This window comes from Acetobacter fabarum (assembly GCF_029069195.1).
GTDB classification, from domain to species: domain Bacteria; phylum Pseudomonadota; class Alphaproteobacteria; order Acetobacterales; family Acetobacteraceae; genus Acetobacter; species Acetobacter fabarum_A.
Map to the genome: position 1 here is coordinate 519,238 of NZ_JARDYK010000001.1, position 15,505 is coordinate 534,742.

The window sequence follows — 15,505 nt, forward strand, 5'->3', positions numbered from 1 at the left end:
GGGCATTGGGGCTGGTATCCCCATGTTTTGGCCTGATCAGGTCGGATGGTCTCAGGTTTAACTTGATTTAAAGGTGTTATATTCGTGTCCAATCCCAAGCCTTTACGTAAAGCAGTCCTGCCAGTTGCAGGACTGGGAACGCGCTTTTTGCCCGCCACCAAGGCCATGCCAAAAGAAATGCTGCCGGTCGTGGACAAACCCCTTATCCAGTATGCAATTGATGAAGCACGCGCCGCAGGCATTGAGGAGTTCTGCCTGATTACAGGCCGTGGCAAAGATTCCCTGATTGACTATTTCGATATCGCCTACGAACTGGAAAGCACACTCAAGGAACGCAACAAGGTCGACTGTCTGGAGGCGCTGGAGCCGAGCAGTATTCAGGCCGGGTCGCTTATTGCCGTGCGCCAGCAGGAACCGCTTGGGCTTGGGCATGCCATCTGGTGTGCGCGCTCGTTTATTGGCAACGACCCGTTTGCCATTCTGCTGCCAGATGACATGGTGATGTCGCAGAAAGGCTGCCTGAAGCAGCTGGCTGATGCGTATTACGAAACCGGAGGCAACGTGGTTGCCGTGTCCGAAGTGCCGCGCGAGCATACCAACCGCTATGGTATTCTGGACACCGGCAAGGATGATGGCCGCCTTGTGGAAGTTAAAGGGCTGGTTGAAAAACCCAAACCCGAGGATGCGCCCTCCAACCTGTCCATTATCGGGCGTTATATCCTGACCCCCGATGTCATGCCGCATCTGGCCAAGCTGGAAAAAGGGGCCGGAGGCGAGGTGCAACTGACAGACGCCATGGCTAAAACCATTGGTCATGTACCGTTCCATGGCCTGCGGTATGAGGGTGTACGTTACGATTGCGGTAACAAGCTTGGCTTTTTGGAAGCCCAGATTGCCTTTGCTCTGGAACGCCCCGAACTGGCTGAGGGCGTACGCGAATTTCTCAAGAAATATGAGGGGCAGAACTGATGTCTTTTGCGCATGATTTTGAAGCGACAAGCCTGCGTGAATACGATATTCGCGGGATTGTTGGTAAAACCTTGAGCGTGGAAGATGCGTTTGCCATTGGCCGCACATTTGGCAGTCTTATTCGCCGCAATGGCGGTAAAACGCTGGTTGTCGGGTATGATGGCCGCCTGTCTTCCCCCATGCTGGAAGAAGCCCTTGTAAAAGGGGCTCTGGAGTGTGGTCTGGATGTGACCCGTGTTGGGCGTGGGCCTACTCCCATGCTGTATTACGCATCGGCTACGCTTGATGCGGATGGGGCCATTATGGTTACGGGCAGCCACAATCCGCCCAACTATAACGGCTTTAAAATGATGCTGGCAGGCAAGCCGTTCTTTGGCGCCCAGATTCGTGAACTTGGGGATCTGTCCGCCAAGGGGAATGTGGTCGCAGCGGAACAGGGCACCGTGCGCACGATTGATGTGCGTGATGACTACGTCAAACGTCTTGTAAAGGATTATGACGGCGGCACGCGCAAACTCAAGATCGTCTGGGACAACGGCAACAGCTCTGCGGGCGAAGTGCTGGAAAAAATGGTAGCGGCCCTGCCAGGTGAGCACATTGTGCTCAATGCCGCCATTGATGGCACGTTCCCTGCCCATCATCCGGATCCCACGGTTGCCAAAAATCTGGAGCAGCTTATTGCTGCGGTCAAAGACAATCATGCCGATCTGGGCATTGCCTTTGATGGGGATGCAGACCGAATCGGGCTGGTGGACAATAAGGGCGAAATTTTGTGGGGGGACCAGATTCTGGTCCTGCTGGCGCGGGATGTGCTTAAAAGCCATTCCGGGGCGACCATTATTGCCGATGTCAAAGCCAGTCAGGTGCTGTTTGATGAGGTGGCGCGCGCTGGTGGCAAGCCACTCATGTGGCGTACGGGGCATTCGCTCATTAAATCCAAAATGGCGGAAACCGGCTCCCCGCTGGCGGGGGAAATGTCGGGGCACATCTTCTTTGCCGATAAGTGGTACGGGTTTGATGATGCGCTTTATGCCGGTGTGCGCGTGCTCGGCATTGTGGCGCGCTCCACGGAATCGCTTGCTGCGTTCCGTGAGGCGCTGCCTGCAACGCTTTCCACGCCGGAAGTGCGTTTTGACTGCGACGATCACCGCAAGTTCAAGGTCATTGAGGAAGTGGCCGAACGCCTGCGCAAAGCCGGTGCTGATGTGTCCGAGATTGATGGTGTACGCGTCAATACGACCGATGGCTGGTGGCTGCTGCGCGCATCGAACACACAGGCTGTGCTGGTCGCGCGTGCAGAAGGGCGGGATAGCGCAGGGCTGGAACGGCTGAAGGATGCTCTGGTGGAGCAGCTTGAGCATTCCGGCCTCTCCAAGCCGGATTTTTCGGGCAATAACGCGGGGCACTAGCCTCTATTTTTTCAACTTGCCTGCTGCATACGGCCCGCTTAAAGCGGGCCGTATGTTTTTTACGGGGCCGGGTGCCGTTTCTGCTGTGCCGGGGTGCTCTTTTGCATTTAAAGCCGTAGAGGTTTCTGATATAAAGTGTACCTATGTTGTCCTCTTTAACGGACCCCGCCGGAAGGCGGATTTCCTACCTCCGTCTTTCTGTGACTGACAGATGTGACATGCGGTGTGTGTACTGCATGTCTGAACAGATGTCGTTTTTGCCAAGAGCAGATGTTCTGGATTTTGAGGAACTTCTGCGCCTGAGCCGGGTGTTTGTGCTCCACGGTGTACGCAGGTTACGCATTACGGGGGGTGAGCCCCTTGTGCGGCGCGATATCGGGGTTTTCTTTAAGGAACTCGGCTCATGGCTGCGCCATCCTGAGCAGGCTGGTCGGCTGGATGAGCTGACATTGACTACCAATGGCAGCCAACTGGCGCATTATGCTCCCGTTCTGGCGCAGGCGGGGGTCAGGCGTGTGAATGTCAGTCTGGATTCTCTGGATGAACAGCGTTTTGCCAGACTGACCCGCCGGGGCAAACTGGCTGCAACGCTCGAAGGTATCCGCGCCGCCCGTGCGGAAGGGCTGGCCGTGCGTATCAACACCGTGGCCATGGCAGGCGTAAATGATGATGAGTTTGATGCCCTGCTCGCCTGGTGTGGGGATATTGGCGCTGATCTTTGCCTGATAGAAACCATGCCCATGGGGGAAACGGGGGAAGACCGCGCCGCGCAGTACCTCTCGCTCGATGCGGTAAGGCGGACTTTATCCCAGCGCTGGACGTTTGAGTCCTTGGCTTATCAGACCGGAGGGCCTGCGCGCTATGTGCGTGTGGCGCAAACGGGCCAGCGTCTGGGATTTATTACACCTCTGAGCCACAATTTTTGTGCGACCTGCAATCGTGTCCGTCTTTCCTGCACAGGGCAGCTTTATACCTGCCTTGGGCAGGAAGATGGAGTGGACCTGCGCCATCTCATGCGTGAGGGGGCGACGGATTCTGCGCTGGAAATCGCCATACAGCAGGCCATAGCCCGCAAACCAGTAGGGCATGATTTTCTGCTGGACAGGCAAACGGGGGCCGTGTCCGGTCCGCAAAGGCATATGAGCGTGACCGGAGGCTGATACCGGCCCGGCCTTGTTTGTGGGAACAGGTCAGGCGGAAGGGGGCTGCGGGTTCAGGGCATCGTGCAGGGACTGCTGGAACTGGCCGGGCTGCAAGGGAACAGGTTGGGTTGGAGCCGGTGCCCAGCCAGATAGAACAGCTATATGCAGGGGCATGGCAAAGCTGTCTGTCCCCGGTTTTTCCAGTTCTGCGGCAGCGGCGGGAAACATCATGCGTGGCGGTGTGGTGTGTGTGCGCTGGATCAGGGCATTTGTCTCACCCGCAGCACGAAGATCGGCCATAAGTGCGCTGAGCGAACGGTAGCGCAGGTCCAGACATTCGGTATCAATAACAGGTAAGGCAAATCCAGCACGTTGCATCAGCAGCGCACAGCTCTGTTGCGTGGGCAAAGGCGAAACGCGGGGCGATACTCCATCGCATACCGCCAGTTCGGCGGCTTCCAGTGCCATGCGCAGGGGGCGCAATGTGGGGAGTATGGGCATGCTGGCGAGGAACAGCCCATCCGGTCGCAGAACATGCCGGATCTGGGTGAAAACACCGGGTAGATCGTTCACCCAGTGTAGCGACAGGTTGGCAATGACCAGATCAAAGCTGCGTGGAGCAAACGGTAACCATTCTTCATCCGCGCAAACGCGTATTCCTTGGGAGTGGGCCACGAGTCTGGGGGAGAGGTCCATGCTGGTTGTGGCAATGCCACGCGCGGCAAGGCGCTGGCTGATAACACCGCGTCCGCCCATATCCAGCGCAGTGGAAAAACTCCGTACCATATCCTCCAGCCGATCAAGCAGAAGGTCGGCGGTGTTATCCAGCAGGGGCATAATATCATCCAGCCTGCGTGCTGCCTGATCCCTGTGCAGCCTGACGGCTTTGCGGTCAAAAATAACAGGTGTATCCATAAAGGCAGATGTGCGCGTATCCATGCTTTTTGCCAAGCGGTCAGCCATGACAAACCTGTGTATATGCTAGGCGGGCGCTTTGGGGCGCGGTTGCGTGCCCTTGGGCAGATGGGGCTGGAGGTGCTTTATCCACCATCCTGTCTGCATTGCGGGGCGGATGTTGTGCGGCATGGTCTGCTCTGCTCCGCCTGTTTTGTCCGTCTTCGGGGAGTTGTCGCACCATTTTGCAAAACTTGTGCGATGCCGCAGGTGAGTGCCGCAATGCTGGGCGAGGGCGGCCTGTGCCCGGCATGCGAGCGGCACCCTCCCGTATGGGCGCAGGCCCGTGCGGCCTTTGTTTACGAAAGTGTGGCAAGAGAGCTGATTTTAAAGCTTAAATATGCCGACCAAACGGAAAACACATCTTTTCTGGCCCAACACATGGCGCGGATCGGGCAGGATATTTTGTATAGTGATGCACTGCTGGTGCCCGTACCCGTGCATCGCTGGCGTTTGTTCAGGCGGCGCTATAATCAGGCTGCCTTGCTGGCGCATGCAGTAGCAAAACTGAGCGGCGTGCAGTGTCTGCCCGATGCCTTGGTTCGTGTCCGCTCCACGGTGCCTCTGGCGTCTTTTTCCCGTCAGGCGCGGCGGGATGAGGTTGCTCAGGTCATGCGTGTGCGTGCCATGCGGGCGAGCAAGGTGCGTGGGCGTGACATTGTAGTGGTCGATGATCTGCTGACAACGGGTGCGACTGCGGCGGCCTGCACCCATGTGCTGTTACAGGCCGGGGCGCGTAGCGTTAGCCTGCTGGTGGCCGGGGTCGTGCCCGTCCGCGTGGAGGTGGATATTGACCGACCCGGCTAGACATCGCGCATGAAGCCCATAACATGGTTCGGCAAAAGCTGATTGAATCCATAACACGGAAGCAGTAAGGACAATTTATGCCCGAAATCAAAATCTACACCCAGCCCGGCTGCCCTTATTGCATGCGTGCAGTCGCCCTGCTGGAAAGCAAAAAAATACCGTTTACGGAAATTAACGCTCCACGCGGTACGCCCGAGCGGGCAGAAGCCATAGCCCTATCCGATGGGCAGACAACTGTGCCCCAGACCTTTGTGGATGGAAAGGCGCTCGGCGGATGTGATGACCTGATGCGGCTTGAACGTACAGGCCAGTTGAATGGCCTGCTCGGACTGGGCTGAGTGTTCATCACACTCAAAGAGCATCTGCCAGGGTAATACAATATGATCTGCTATCGCCTGCGTTGCGCCAGTGACCATGTGTTTGAAGGCTGGTACAAAGACAGCAGTACATTTGTCGTGCTCAGGCAGAAAAATCTTTTAAGCTGCCCCGAATGTGGTACGTCCCGTGTGGATCAGGCTCCCATGGCTCCGGCCATTGTGGGGCGCGCGTCCGGGCGTTTGCCACAATGCGACCCCACACCCGTAACGGACATGGTGGCGCCTGCGGCACCCTCAGCCGTTCAGGTGCCTCCGGGCCTGTCAGATGTAATGCGCAGTGCCTTGCGTGAAGTGCGGCGTACAATTGAAGAAAATTGTGAAAACGTGGGGAGCCGATTTGCCGATGAAGCCTTGCGCATTCATTATGGCGAAGCCCCCGAACGTGGGATTTACGGTGAGATGTCCCAGACCCAGCGCGAAGAGCTGGAAGAAGAAGGGGTTGCATTCCAGAACGTGCCCTGGGTGCGGGATACGGATAGTTGAATGTCTGGGCTGATCATATACAAATGAGGGTGGTGTATAAGAAGGTGATCCCCCACATCTTGAAGGGCTGGGTGGGCAAGCCAGACCGCTGCCCGGTTGAGGGAGAGGCAGACATGACAGAAAACGGAAAGCGCGGCGCAGTGCATAAAGTCAGAGTGGGGTTTGCTGCCCTGCTGGCTGTTTTGCTGGCGGGTGTGCATGCTGCCCCTTTATCTGCCGCAAAACCGCTCTCGAATGACCCTGCATTAACGGGGTACTGGCTTAGTCAGGATCATGACGGTGTGTTTAAAATTGACCGGTGCGGGCAAAATCTGTGCGGCCATCTGGTTGGCCTGCGCTACGATGGCACGGACGTGCCGCGTGGGTATGATGGCAAATCCGAATGTAACCTGTTGATGCTAACCGACTTCCGCCCCATGGACGAAAGCGATTCAGGGCGCTGGGCCGGGCATATTCTGGACCCCGATACGGGGCATCTTTATGATTCTCAGATATGGCTGGCTCAACCGGACGTGCTCAAGCTACGTGGCTACATAGGGCTGCCCATTTTTGGCGAAACCCAGACGTGGACCCGTTACAACGGTCCTGCCATGGGGGCTGTGTGCAAAATTCCCGACTCAGTCAAATAACGGGTGTGGTCTGGAGAGAGTGTTAGTCTCCAGACCGGTAAAAACTTTAAAATCAGTATCTTGTAAAAGCCGCGATGTAGTTGATACCTAGGTCGCGGGTTTCTTTCCAGCCCATGGGGCTGGGGGCCATGCCTGTTATGGCGGTCATACGCAGGCCCGCAGCACGGGCATACTGGCCCAACTCGGAAGGCTGGATGAACTTGCGCCACTCATGTGTGCCTATGGGCAGCAGGCGCAGAATATATTCGGCTCCAATCTTGCCAACCGCAAGCGAGCGCAAGGTGCGGTTCATGGTGGAAACAATGACCGTGCCCTTTGGCCCCGAAAGCTGGGCCAGCATGCCCATAAATGCTGCAGGATCAGTTACATGCTCAATAATTTCTAACGCCACAACCGCGTCAAATTCGCAGCCTTCAGCCACAAGGTCTTCAGCACTTCCATTGCGGTAATGTAATGGTCCGGCATGTTCAGGCAACGGGCAGGTGCTCAGATGCTCCTTTGCTGCGGCAATGCCGTTGGCCGAAGCATCCAGCCCCAGCACGTCATAGCCTGCTTTGGCCAGAGCTTCGCTCGCCAGTCCTGCGCCACATCCGATGTCCAGAATTTTTGCACGTCGTGTGGCGCGGCCGCGCAAGGGCAGGTGGCGGCTTGCCCAGTCTATGCGTAACGCATTCATGGCGTGCAGGGGGCGCATGGGGCCGGAAGGATTCCACCACTGCTCCGCAAGGGCGCTAAACCGTGCGATTTCTTCATCAGAGACTGATGAGGGGGCGTGTGGGGTGGTGGCGTTCATGCAACAAAATCCTTTCCTGCTGGTCTCCCCGCTGGACGAAAGGGGGCCGGGAAGGTTATGTGACGCGCCTTGTAAAGCTGTGCAACCGTTCCTGTCCGTCTTTTCTGGTAAAGCTGGGGGTGAACTGGAGTTGGTGGCATGTTCTGCGGCTTGTCTGGTGGAGAATAAAGCTATGTCCGGTTCCGCACCCCGGATTGTCATGAAATTCGGCGGAACGTCTGTCGGCGACCTTGATCGTATTCGAGCCGTGGCCGAGCGCGTCAAAAAACAGAAAGACGCAGGATGTGATGTTCTTGTTGTCGTTTCCGCCATGGCGGGGGAGACAAACAGACTTGTCGGCTTCTGTCAGTCCCTCTCTCCTTTGCATGACCCTAGGGAATACGATTCCATCGTGGCCACGGGCGAGCAGGTGACCAGTGGCCTGCTGGCCATTGCCCTGCAAAAGCTCGGCGTGCCCTCGCGCTCGTTTGCGGGGTGGCAGGTTCCCATCCTTACCGATTCGGCGCATGGCAAGGCCAGTCTGGACACAATTGACGGTACAAAGCTGCTTGGCTGCATGGCCGAGGGTATGGTGCCGGTTGTTGCGGGCTTTCAGGGTGTTGCGCCAGACGGGCGTGTTTCCACCCTTGGGCGTGGCGGGTCCGATACCTCGGCTGTAGCACTTGCCGCAGCAATCAAGGCGGACCGGTGCGACATTTATACGGATGTGGACGGGATTTACACAACCGATCCCCGCATTGTGCCCAAAGCGCGCAAGCTTGATAAAATTACCTATGAGGAAATGCTGGAACTGGCGTCTGTGGGTGCCAAGGTGCTGCAAACCCGCAGTGTGGGGCTTGCCATGCGCGAGGGGGTACGGGTGCAGGTGCTTTCCAGCTTTGCAGATGGCCCGGCAGTTATGGAAGGGCACCTTCCCGGGTCTTTGGTGGTGGATGAGGACGAAATCGTGGAAAAAAAACTGGTTACCGGCATTGCCTACTCGCGTGATGAAGCCAAGTTGTCGGTCCGGCGCATTCCGGACCGCCCCGGCATTGCCGCAGCGATTTTTGGCCCCATGAGCGAAGCCCATGTGAACGTGGACATGATTGTGCAGAGCACAGGTGTGGACGGCACCACCAACATGACCTTCACCACCAGCAAGAGCGATCTGCCGCAGGCGATCAATGTACTGGAAAGCGTCAGGGACTCCGTGCAGTACGAAGAGCTTGCGACTGATCCGGATATTGTTAAAATCAGTGTTGTAGGCACGGGCATGCGCTCGCATGCCGGGGTGGCCAGCACCATGTTCCGCACACTTTCGGAAAGGTCCATCAACATTCAGGCCATTTCCACCAGCGAAATCAAAATTTCTGTGCTGGTGGCGGCGGAATACGCAGAGCTTGCCGTGCGGGCCCTGCATACCGCATATGGGCTGGATAATGTCTGAACAGAACAATACGGTCGCCATGACCGACACCCCCACCCAGCCCGAACTGCAACGTGCGCGTAAGCGGCTGGATGCATTGTGGCGGCGTGGGACCGATTTTCTGGGAACGCAGTACGCCATTCTTGGCGGAGCCATGTCCTGGGTAAGTGAGCGCAATCTGGTGTCCGCCATTTCCAACGCGGGCGGGTTTGGCGTTATTGCCTGCGGGGCTATGGAGCCTGCGCGTCTGGCGGAGGAAATTCAGGCAACCCGTGCCCTGACTGACCGCCCGTTTGGTGTAAACCTGATAACCATGCACCCGCAGCTGACCGAGCTTGTGCAGGTCTGTCTGGATGCAGGGGTTGGCCATATTGTGCTGGCTGGCGGTATTCCGCCCGGTGCCGCCATCAAGGCGATCAAGGATGGGGGGGCAAAGGTTATTGCGTTCTCTCCGGCGTTGGTTCTGGCCAGGCGTCTGGTCAAAATGGGCGTGGATGCGTTGGTCATTGAAGGGGCGGAAGCTGGCGGACATGTCGGTCCTGTTTCGCTGACCGTTCTGGCGCAGGAAATTCTGCCGCATATCCAGAGTGTTCCGGTTTTTGTGGCCGGTGGTCTGGGGCGTGGGGATGCTCTGGTGTCTTATCTGGAACTTGGGGCTTCGGGTGGGCAGTTGGGGACGCGCTTTGCCGCAGCAGAAGAAAGCATTGCTCACGAAAAGTTCAAAAAAGCATTCGTACGTGCCGCAGCGCGGGATGCCGTAACCTCCGTGCAACTGGATGACCGCTTTCCGGTTATTCCCGTGCGTGCTCTTGGTAACGAAGGCGGGCAGCAGTTTGTTACCCATCAGGCCGATGTGATCCGCCGCTTTCAGTCCGGGGAACTCACGCGCGAGGCTGCACAGCTGGAGATTGAACATTTCTGGGCAGGTGCGCTGCGTCGTGCGGTTATTGACGGCGATGTTGAACATGGGTCTGTTATGGCGGGCCAGTCTGTTGGTATGGTAACGTCAGTCCAGCCTGTAGCTCAGATTATTGATGATCTGGTAGAGCAGGCGACTGTGGCTTTGGTACGTCAACAACGTCGTATGGATGCGGATGGCTGAATACGCCCAAGGTTCTGATCAAGAGCAAGGCTCGCCCTTGCCTCCGCTTCCCGATGTGGAGGTGCTGGGGGTAGGCGAAGCTTTGCGTAAACGCCGCGAGCAGCTTGGCTGGAGCATCGGGGATGTTGCCGCCTGGCTGCGGATTCGCAGTGTTTATCTGGACGCGCTGGAAAATGGGAACGCCAGCGTATTGCCAGCAGAAGTCTATGCTCTGGGCTTTTTGCGGGCATATGGGCAGGCTCTCGGGTTCAACCCCGACCAGATGCTCAAGCTGTATCGTCAGGAAGGGCGGCTGGGTGTGCGTAAGCCGGATCTGGATTTTCCCGATCCACCACCAGACCGCCGTCTGCCTCCCGCTGTAAGCATTTCTCTGGGGCTGGCCGTTATTATGGCCAGCTATGTGGGCTGGTACTGTTTTGTGGGGCACGCACCGCCTGTGCCTGAACGTGTACCACCCGTTGCAGCCCTGATGCCCGGTGAGAGTGCAAAAAACGCGCCCTCGCCGCAGGTTGCTTCCATTCTGCCCGATCATAACATGACCCAGACCTCTGTCTTGCCGGTGGTGGCCCAGCCTGCACCTGTGCAGACCGTACCAGCCATGCAGGCAGGACCAGATGCGCCCGCACCTGCCAGTACAGACAGTGTGATGGCGGATACATCGGTGCCGCCACAGGCTGGTAAACAGGTCGCTGCAGAACCTGCAGCGCTCCCCCCTGCGGTTGAGCAGCCTGCGGCCAGTGTGCCAACAGCCAGTGTGGATGCGCCACTTATGCTCAGAGCGCTGGCTGCAAGCTGGGTGCAGGTCCGGAATGCGGGGGGGAAGGTTGTGTACGACCATGTCCTGCAACCCGGTGATGTCTGGACTGTTCCTTCCAGTAACGGGCCTTACAGCCTGACAGTCGGTAATGCGGGTGGTATAGTTTTTGCGCAGGGAGACATGACAACTCCCCCGTTAGGGCGGAACGGCGCGGTCCTGCGGCATATTGCCTTAACGCCGGAAGTTGTTCAGCAGATCAAGGCAGGTGGTGGTGTCAGTGCTGTAACCACACCTCCGGCTATGTCTTTACCTGCCGGAGCGGCCGTGCCCGCCAGAAGCAGTACGGTGGTAGCGCCCGAGGCTGGTGCAGCCGTGGCACCCGAGAGCGGGGGAGGGCATGTTACCCCACCTGCGCCTGAAGTGGTGAAGCAGCCATCGCACCGTGAGGCACGCCCCTCCGCCGAACCAAGTGCGGATGACCTGAATGCCCGCCAGCTGAATGAGGCAGGCGTGCACTGAATGGCTTTTTCCATGCTTTATGTGTAGCCAACCGGCCTTGATTTTGGCAGGAAAACACCAAACCTAGAGCGGGAGACGCCGCAGCGCCGAATTGCGGCCAGACCTCCCCCAACTGTCGTTTCGACAAAAGGATGCAAGATGAGCGGCTACCGGCCTTACCAGCATATCGAGCGTCGGAAATCTCGGCAGATCCACGTCGGCAAGGTAGCCGTCGGTGGAGATGCTCCGATTTCTGTCCAGACCATGACCAATACCCTGACCAGCGACGCGCAGGCGACTATCGAGCAGATCCGTCGCGCGGAACTGGCAGGGGTGGATATTGTTCGTGTTTCCTGCCCGGATGAGGAAAGCACGGCAGCATTGGCGGAAATTGTAAAGGAAGTGAACGTGCCAATCGTGGCCGATATTCACTTCCACTACAAACGTGCAATTGAGGCGGCCAAGGCCGGGGCTGCTTGCCTGCGTATTAATCCGGGCAACATCGGTAGTGCCGAGCGCGTGCGTGAGGTGGTGCAGGCTGCCAAGGATTATGGCTGTTCCATTCGTATTGGCGTTAACGCCGGGTCGCTTGAAAAGCACCTGCTGGAAAAATATGGTGAACCCAACCCCGAAGCACTGGTGGAAAGCGCGCTTGAACACGCCAGAATTCTGGAAGATCACGATTTCCGTGAATTCAAGATCAGCGTAAAGGCGTCTGACGTGTTCATGGCGGTTGCAGCCTACCAGCAACTGGCGGATGCGTGCGATTACCCGCTGCATATTGGCATCACCGAAGCAGGCAGCAAGCGTGCCGGTACGGTCAAGTCCTCCATCGGGCTGGGCAACCTGCTCTGGGCTGGTGTGGGTGACACCATGCGTGTTTCTCTCTCCGCGGCCCCTGAAGAAGAAGTGCTGGTCGGGTGGGATATTCTTAAATCCCTTGGCCTGCGGCACCGTGGGGTCAAAATCATTTCCTGCCCGTCCTGTGCGCGTCAGGGCTTTAATGTGGTGGAAACGGTCCAGACTCTTGAAGACCGTCTGGCCCATATCAAGACCCCGCTTACGCTTTCCATCATTGGTTGCGTGGTCAACGGTCCCGGTGAGGCCCTTATGACCGATCTTGGAGTGACCGGGGGTGGCTCTGGCCGCCATATGGTCTATTCCGCAGGCAAGCAGGATCATACAATTGCCGCAGATGACATGATCAACCATGTTGTTGATCTGGTTGAAGAGCGCGTGGCTGCCATTGAAGCAGAGGAAGCCCGCGCAAAGCAGGAAGGGGTAAGCCCCCAACTGCCGGATATGGCGTCTGCCAACTAGGTCCGCCTATCACCCGCCATGTGCTTCCGGCGTGTTCGGAGCTGTGGCGGTTTTTATTTGCCCAATAGCACAGAGATCAGGTGCCGCCTCGCAAGGCGTTGCGCCAATCAGGAAAAAAACAGGCCGTGAGCAGCATTCAGCCCGTAAGAGGAACGCACGATCTTATTGGAGAAGAGCAACGCCGCCATACGCGTGTGGTTGATACCGCACGCCGTATTGCCGGGCTTTACGGGTTTGATGAGTGGGCCACCCCCATTTTTGAAGAAACCCGCGTATTCTCCCGCTCTCTGGGCGATACGTCGGATGTGGTTTCCAAGGAAATGTATTCCTTCAATGACCGCGATGGAGACAGCCTGACCTTGCGGCCTGAAGGGACGGCAGCTGTCTGCCGTGCGCTGGTGACCAACGCGCTGACCCAGTCGCTCCCGCAGAAGGTGTTTTATACAGGCCCCATGTTCCGGCATGAGCGGCCACAAAAAGGGCGTTACCGTCAGTTTCACCAGATTGGGGCGGAACTGCTGGGCGCGGCCGAACCTCTGGCGGATGCAGAGGCGATAGCTCTGGGTTATGCCGTGCTTGAAGCTCTGGGTGTTGCCCATTACGTAACGCTTGAGCTGAACACGCTGGGCGATACGGCCAGCAGGGATGCATGGCGTCAGGCGCTGGTGACGTATTTTTCCGCCTACAGTGCCAGATTGTCTGAGGATAGCCGCATCAGGCTTGAAAAAAATCCGCTGCGCATTCTCGATAGCAAGGATCCGGGCGATCGTGAACTTGTGGTCAACGCCCCCATGATGGAAGACTTCCTGACCCCAGAAGCCCGTATTTTCTGGGAGGAACTGCGCTACAGGCTCGACCTGTTCGGCATTGCCTACACGGTTAACCCTGCCATTGTCCGTGGGTTGGACTACTACAACCACACGACCTTTGAGTTTGTAACCAGTCGTCTTGGTTCACAGGGCACGGTTCTGGCTGGTGGGCGGTATGATGGTCTGGTCAAGCAGATGGGTGGGCCGGAAGTGCCTGCCATTGGCTGGGCTGCCGGGGTAGAGCGTCTGGCCATGCTGCTTGAAGAGGCACCGCCAGCGCCACGTTCGGTAGTGCTGATTCCGGTAGGCTCGCCGGATGAAAAAGCCGTGTGTCAGATTTTGCAGGCATTGCGCCAGCAGAATGTGCGGACCGAAATCGGCTACAAGGGCTCGCTGCGGAAACGCATGGAGCGGGCAGGCAAGCAGAATGCAAGCCATGTTCTGTTTCTGGGTGAGGATGAACTGGCCCGTGGTGTGTTCCGTGTCAAAAGCATGGAAACCGGGCAGGAAAACGAAGTAGCGACACAGGTCCTTCTATCTGATGCGCGGAGCATTTTTGCGTAATGAATCTTGATGAACGGCTGGACCGGATTGCCAGCCGCGCGCTTGAGTTGGAAGCGCTTCTGGCAAGCGGTCTGGGTGGGGATGCCTTTACCCAGGCTTCCCGCGAATACGCGGAAATTGAGCCGGTTGTAACCTGCATTAACGGCCTGCGCGCGACAGAGAAAGGCATTGCTCAGGCAGAGGCCCTTATGGCCGACCCGGAAATGCAGGAACTGGCAGGCGAAGAACTGGCAGAACTGCGTGAACAACTGCCCAGATTGCAGCGCGAAGTGCGGCTGGCGCTGCTCCCCAAGGACGTGGCGGACGCACGCAGTGCCATTCTGGAAGTGCGCCCTGCCGCAGGGGGGGACGAAGCAGCGCTGTTCGCATCTGAATTATTCGATCTGTACCGGCGTTACGCGGACCTCAAGGGCTGGCGTTTTACCGTGATGGATTATGATGAGAGCGAACTCGGTGGCCTGCGTTGCGGTATTGCTGAAATTAACGGCAAAAGCGTTTTTGCGCGGCTTAAGTACGAATCGGGTGTGCACAGGGTGCAGCGTGTACCCGCAACAGAAGCACAGGGTCGTATTCACACATCCACGGTTACGGTGGCCGTTCTGCCAGAAGCGGAAGAAGTGGATGTTACCATTAATGAAAGCGAGCTGCGCATAGACGTTTTTCGGGCGTCCGGGGCTGGTGGACAACACGTTAACAAAACCGAAAGTGCGGTGCGGATTACCCACCTGCCGACCAACATTGTTGTGTCCATGCAGGAGGAAAAAAGCCAGCATAAGAATCGTGCCAAGGCGATGAAAATTCTGCGCGCCCGCCTGTATGAGCGTGAGCGCGAGCAAGCTCATGCCAATCGTGCGGCGGATCGGCGCTCTCAGGTTGGTACAGGGGATCGCTCCGAGCGGATCCGCACGTATAATTTTCCACAAGGGCGGGTTACGGACCACCGGATCAACCTGACCCTGTATAAAATTGATCGCGTTATGCTGGGTGATCTGGATGAATTTGTAGATGCGCTTACGCAGGAAGAGCAGGCAGCTTTGCTGGCGGATGCTGGGTTCTAGCGCTTTCAGCTAATCGGGGCGGAGCAAGCTTCTCCCCGACCGGGGAGGCGCTCGGCGGCTTCTGGTGCTTGTGGATCAACCAGAAAAAAATCTGTAAATCCCCCTGATCCCAAAGCGTCAAAATGATGACCATCAGGGTTGTGCAAAAGGCCGCTGCTGCTCACTTCGTGCGTTTCTGTCCGGCCGTCCGCTGTGCGAATGGTAATTTCCCCGCATAACGTATAGGTGTGGTCCAGACGGCCCAGTGGGGTCGGGATACGCACGGTTTTGTACCGCGTGGCATCATCAAGCCGGAATTCGGATACGAGTTTACCGTCCAGATAAATGCGTGAAACTTCGGAAATTTCCATGTCAGCTTTTTCATCCGTTACCGTAAACTCGCCTGCCAGGGCAGGGCGCGCGGGTACAGCCAGCAGGCTGATGAAGTAC

At 57.5% G+C, this 15,505-nt stretch carries 16 protein-coding genes; 13 read left to right on the forward strand and 3 right to left on the reverse strand.

Features of this window, described 5'->3' with window-relative positions; all coding sequences use genetic code 11:
• The first annotated feature begins 84 nt into the window (after positions 1-84).
• From galU to moaA, 3 genes are all read left to right on the forward strand, one after another.
• Positions 85-969 carry a UTP--glucose-1-phosphate uridylyltransferase GalU gene (gene galU, locus PY793_RS02370; protein ID WP_275176499.1) on the forward strand — a complete coding sequence of 295 codons (885 nt, stop codon included), beginning with the start codon at positions 85-87 and terminating at the stop codon, positions 967-969.
• Positions 969-2,378 carry a phosphoglucomutase/phosphomannomutase PgmG gene (pgmG, locus tag PY793_RS02375; protein ID WP_275176500.1) on the forward strand — a complete coding sequence of 470 codons (1,410 nt, stop codon included), beginning with the start codon at positions 969-971 and terminating at the stop codon, positions 2,376-2,378. Before galU ends, pgmG begins: the two co-directional genes overlap by 1 nt.
• A gap of 143 nt (positions 2,379-2,521) precedes the next feature.
• Positions 2,522-3,538: a GTP 3',8-cyclase MoaA gene (gene moaA / locus PY793_RS02380; RefSeq protein WP_275176501.1), complete on the forward strand. Its 1,017-nt coding sequence runs from the start codon at positions 2,522-2,524 to the stop codon at positions 3,536-3,538.
• Between the two features lie 30 nt (positions 3,539-3,568).
• On the opposite strand, the gene PY793_RS02385 is transcribed toward moaA, so the two are convergent.
• Positions 3,569-4,435, reverse strand: a complete 867-nt coding sequence (locus PY793_RS02385) for a methyltransferase domain-containing protein (RefSeq protein ID WP_275176688.1) — start codon at positions 4,433-4,435, stop codon at positions 3,569-3,571.
• A 63-nt stretch (positions 4,436-4,498) separates the two neighbouring features.
• Here PY793_RS02385 and PY793_RS02390 point away from each other — a divergent pair, with 63 nt between their 5' ends.
• From PY793_RS02390 to PY793_RS02405, 4 genes are all read left to right on the forward strand, one after another.
• Positions 4,499-5,281, forward strand: a complete 783-nt coding sequence (locus tag PY793_RS02390; protein ID WP_275176689.1) for a ComF family protein — start codon at positions 4,499-4,501, stop codon at positions 5,279-5,281.
• Between the two features lie 77 nt (positions 5,282-5,358).
• Positions 5,359-5,619, forward strand: coding sequence for a glutaredoxin 3 (gene grxC, locus PY793_RS02395; RefSeq protein WP_275176502.1), 261 nt, complete (start codon positions 5,359-5,361; stop codon positions 5,617-5,619).
• 42 nt (positions 5,620-5,661) lie between these two features.
• Positions 5,662-6,141 (forward strand): DUF1178 family protein, encoded by a 480-nt coding sequence (locus tag PY793_RS02400; protein ID WP_275176503.1) that lies wholly within the window; start codon positions 5,662-5,664, stop codon positions 6,139-6,141.
• 113 nt (positions 6,142-6,254) lie between these two features.
• Positions 6,255-6,770 (forward strand): DUF2147 domain-containing protein, encoded by a 516-nt coding sequence (locus PY793_RS02405; protein ID WP_275176504.1) that lies wholly within the window; start codon positions 6,255-6,257, stop codon positions 6,768-6,770.
• 52 nt (positions 6,771-6,822) lie between these two features.
• On the opposite strand, the gene ubiG is transcribed toward PY793_RS02405, so the two are convergent.
• A complete protein-coding gene (gene ubiG, locus PY793_RS02410) occupies positions 6,823-7,563 on the reverse strand; it encodes a bifunctional 2-polyprenyl-6-hydroxyphenol methylase/3-demethylubiquinol 3-O-methyltransferase UbiG (protein WP_275176505.1) in 741 nt (246 codons plus the stop codon).
• Positions 7,564-7,735: 172 nt separating this feature from the next.
• Between ubiG and PY793_RS02415 the strand changes: the two genes are divergently transcribed.
• The 6 genes from PY793_RS02415 to prfA all read left to right on the forward strand — a co-directional run bounded on the left by PY793_RS02415 (position 7,736) and on the right by prfA (position 15,076).
• Positions 7,736-8,989: an aspartate kinase gene (locus PY793_RS02415; protein ID WP_275176506.1), complete on the forward strand. Its 1,254-nt coding sequence runs from the start codon at positions 7,736-7,738 to the stop codon at positions 8,987-8,989.
• A 19-nt stretch (positions 8,990-9,008) separates the two neighbouring features.
• Positions 9,009-10,070, forward strand: coding sequence for an NAD(P)H-dependent flavin oxidoreductase (locus PY793_RS02420; protein WP_408744654.1), 1,062 nt, complete (start codon positions 9,009-9,011; stop codon positions 10,068-10,070).
• 37 nt (positions 10,071-10,107) lie between these two features.
• On the forward strand, positions 10,108-11,346 hold the full coding sequence (locus tag PY793_RS02425; protein WP_275176508.1) for a helix-turn-helix domain-containing protein: 1,239 nt from the start codon (positions 10,108-10,110) through the stop codon (positions 11,344-11,346).
• Positions 11,347-11,484: 138 nt separating this feature from the next.
• Positions 11,485-12,645, forward strand: a complete 1,161-nt coding sequence (ispG, locus tag PY793_RS02430) for a flavodoxin-dependent (E)-4-hydroxy-3-methylbut-2-enyl-diphosphate synthase (RefSeq protein ID WP_275176509.1) — start codon at positions 11,485-11,487, stop codon at positions 12,643-12,645.
• Between the two features lie 125 nt (positions 12,646-12,770).
• The gene (hisS, locus tag PY793_RS02435; protein WP_275176510.1) at positions 12,771-14,018 is read left to right on the forward strand and encodes a histidine--tRNA ligase; all 1,248 of its coding nucleotides are present in this window, start codon (positions 12,771-12,773) and stop codon (positions 14,016-14,018) included.
• Positions 14,018-15,076: a peptide chain release factor 1 gene (gene prfA / locus PY793_RS02440; protein ID WP_275176511.1), complete on the forward strand. Its 1,059-nt coding sequence runs from the start codon at positions 14,018-14,020 to the stop codon at positions 15,074-15,076. Before hisS ends, prfA begins: the two co-directional genes overlap by 1 nt.
• 5 nt (positions 15,077-15,081) lie before the next feature.
• Here prfA and PY793_RS02445 read toward each other — a convergent pair whose 3' ends face one another.
• Positions 15,082-15,426 carry a hypothetical protein gene (locus PY793_RS02445; RefSeq protein WP_408744655.1) on the reverse strand — a complete coding sequence of 115 codons (345 nt, stop codon included), beginning with the start codon at positions 15,424-15,426 and terminating at the stop codon, positions 15,082-15,084.
• Positions 15,427-15,505 lie beyond the last annotated feature (79 nt).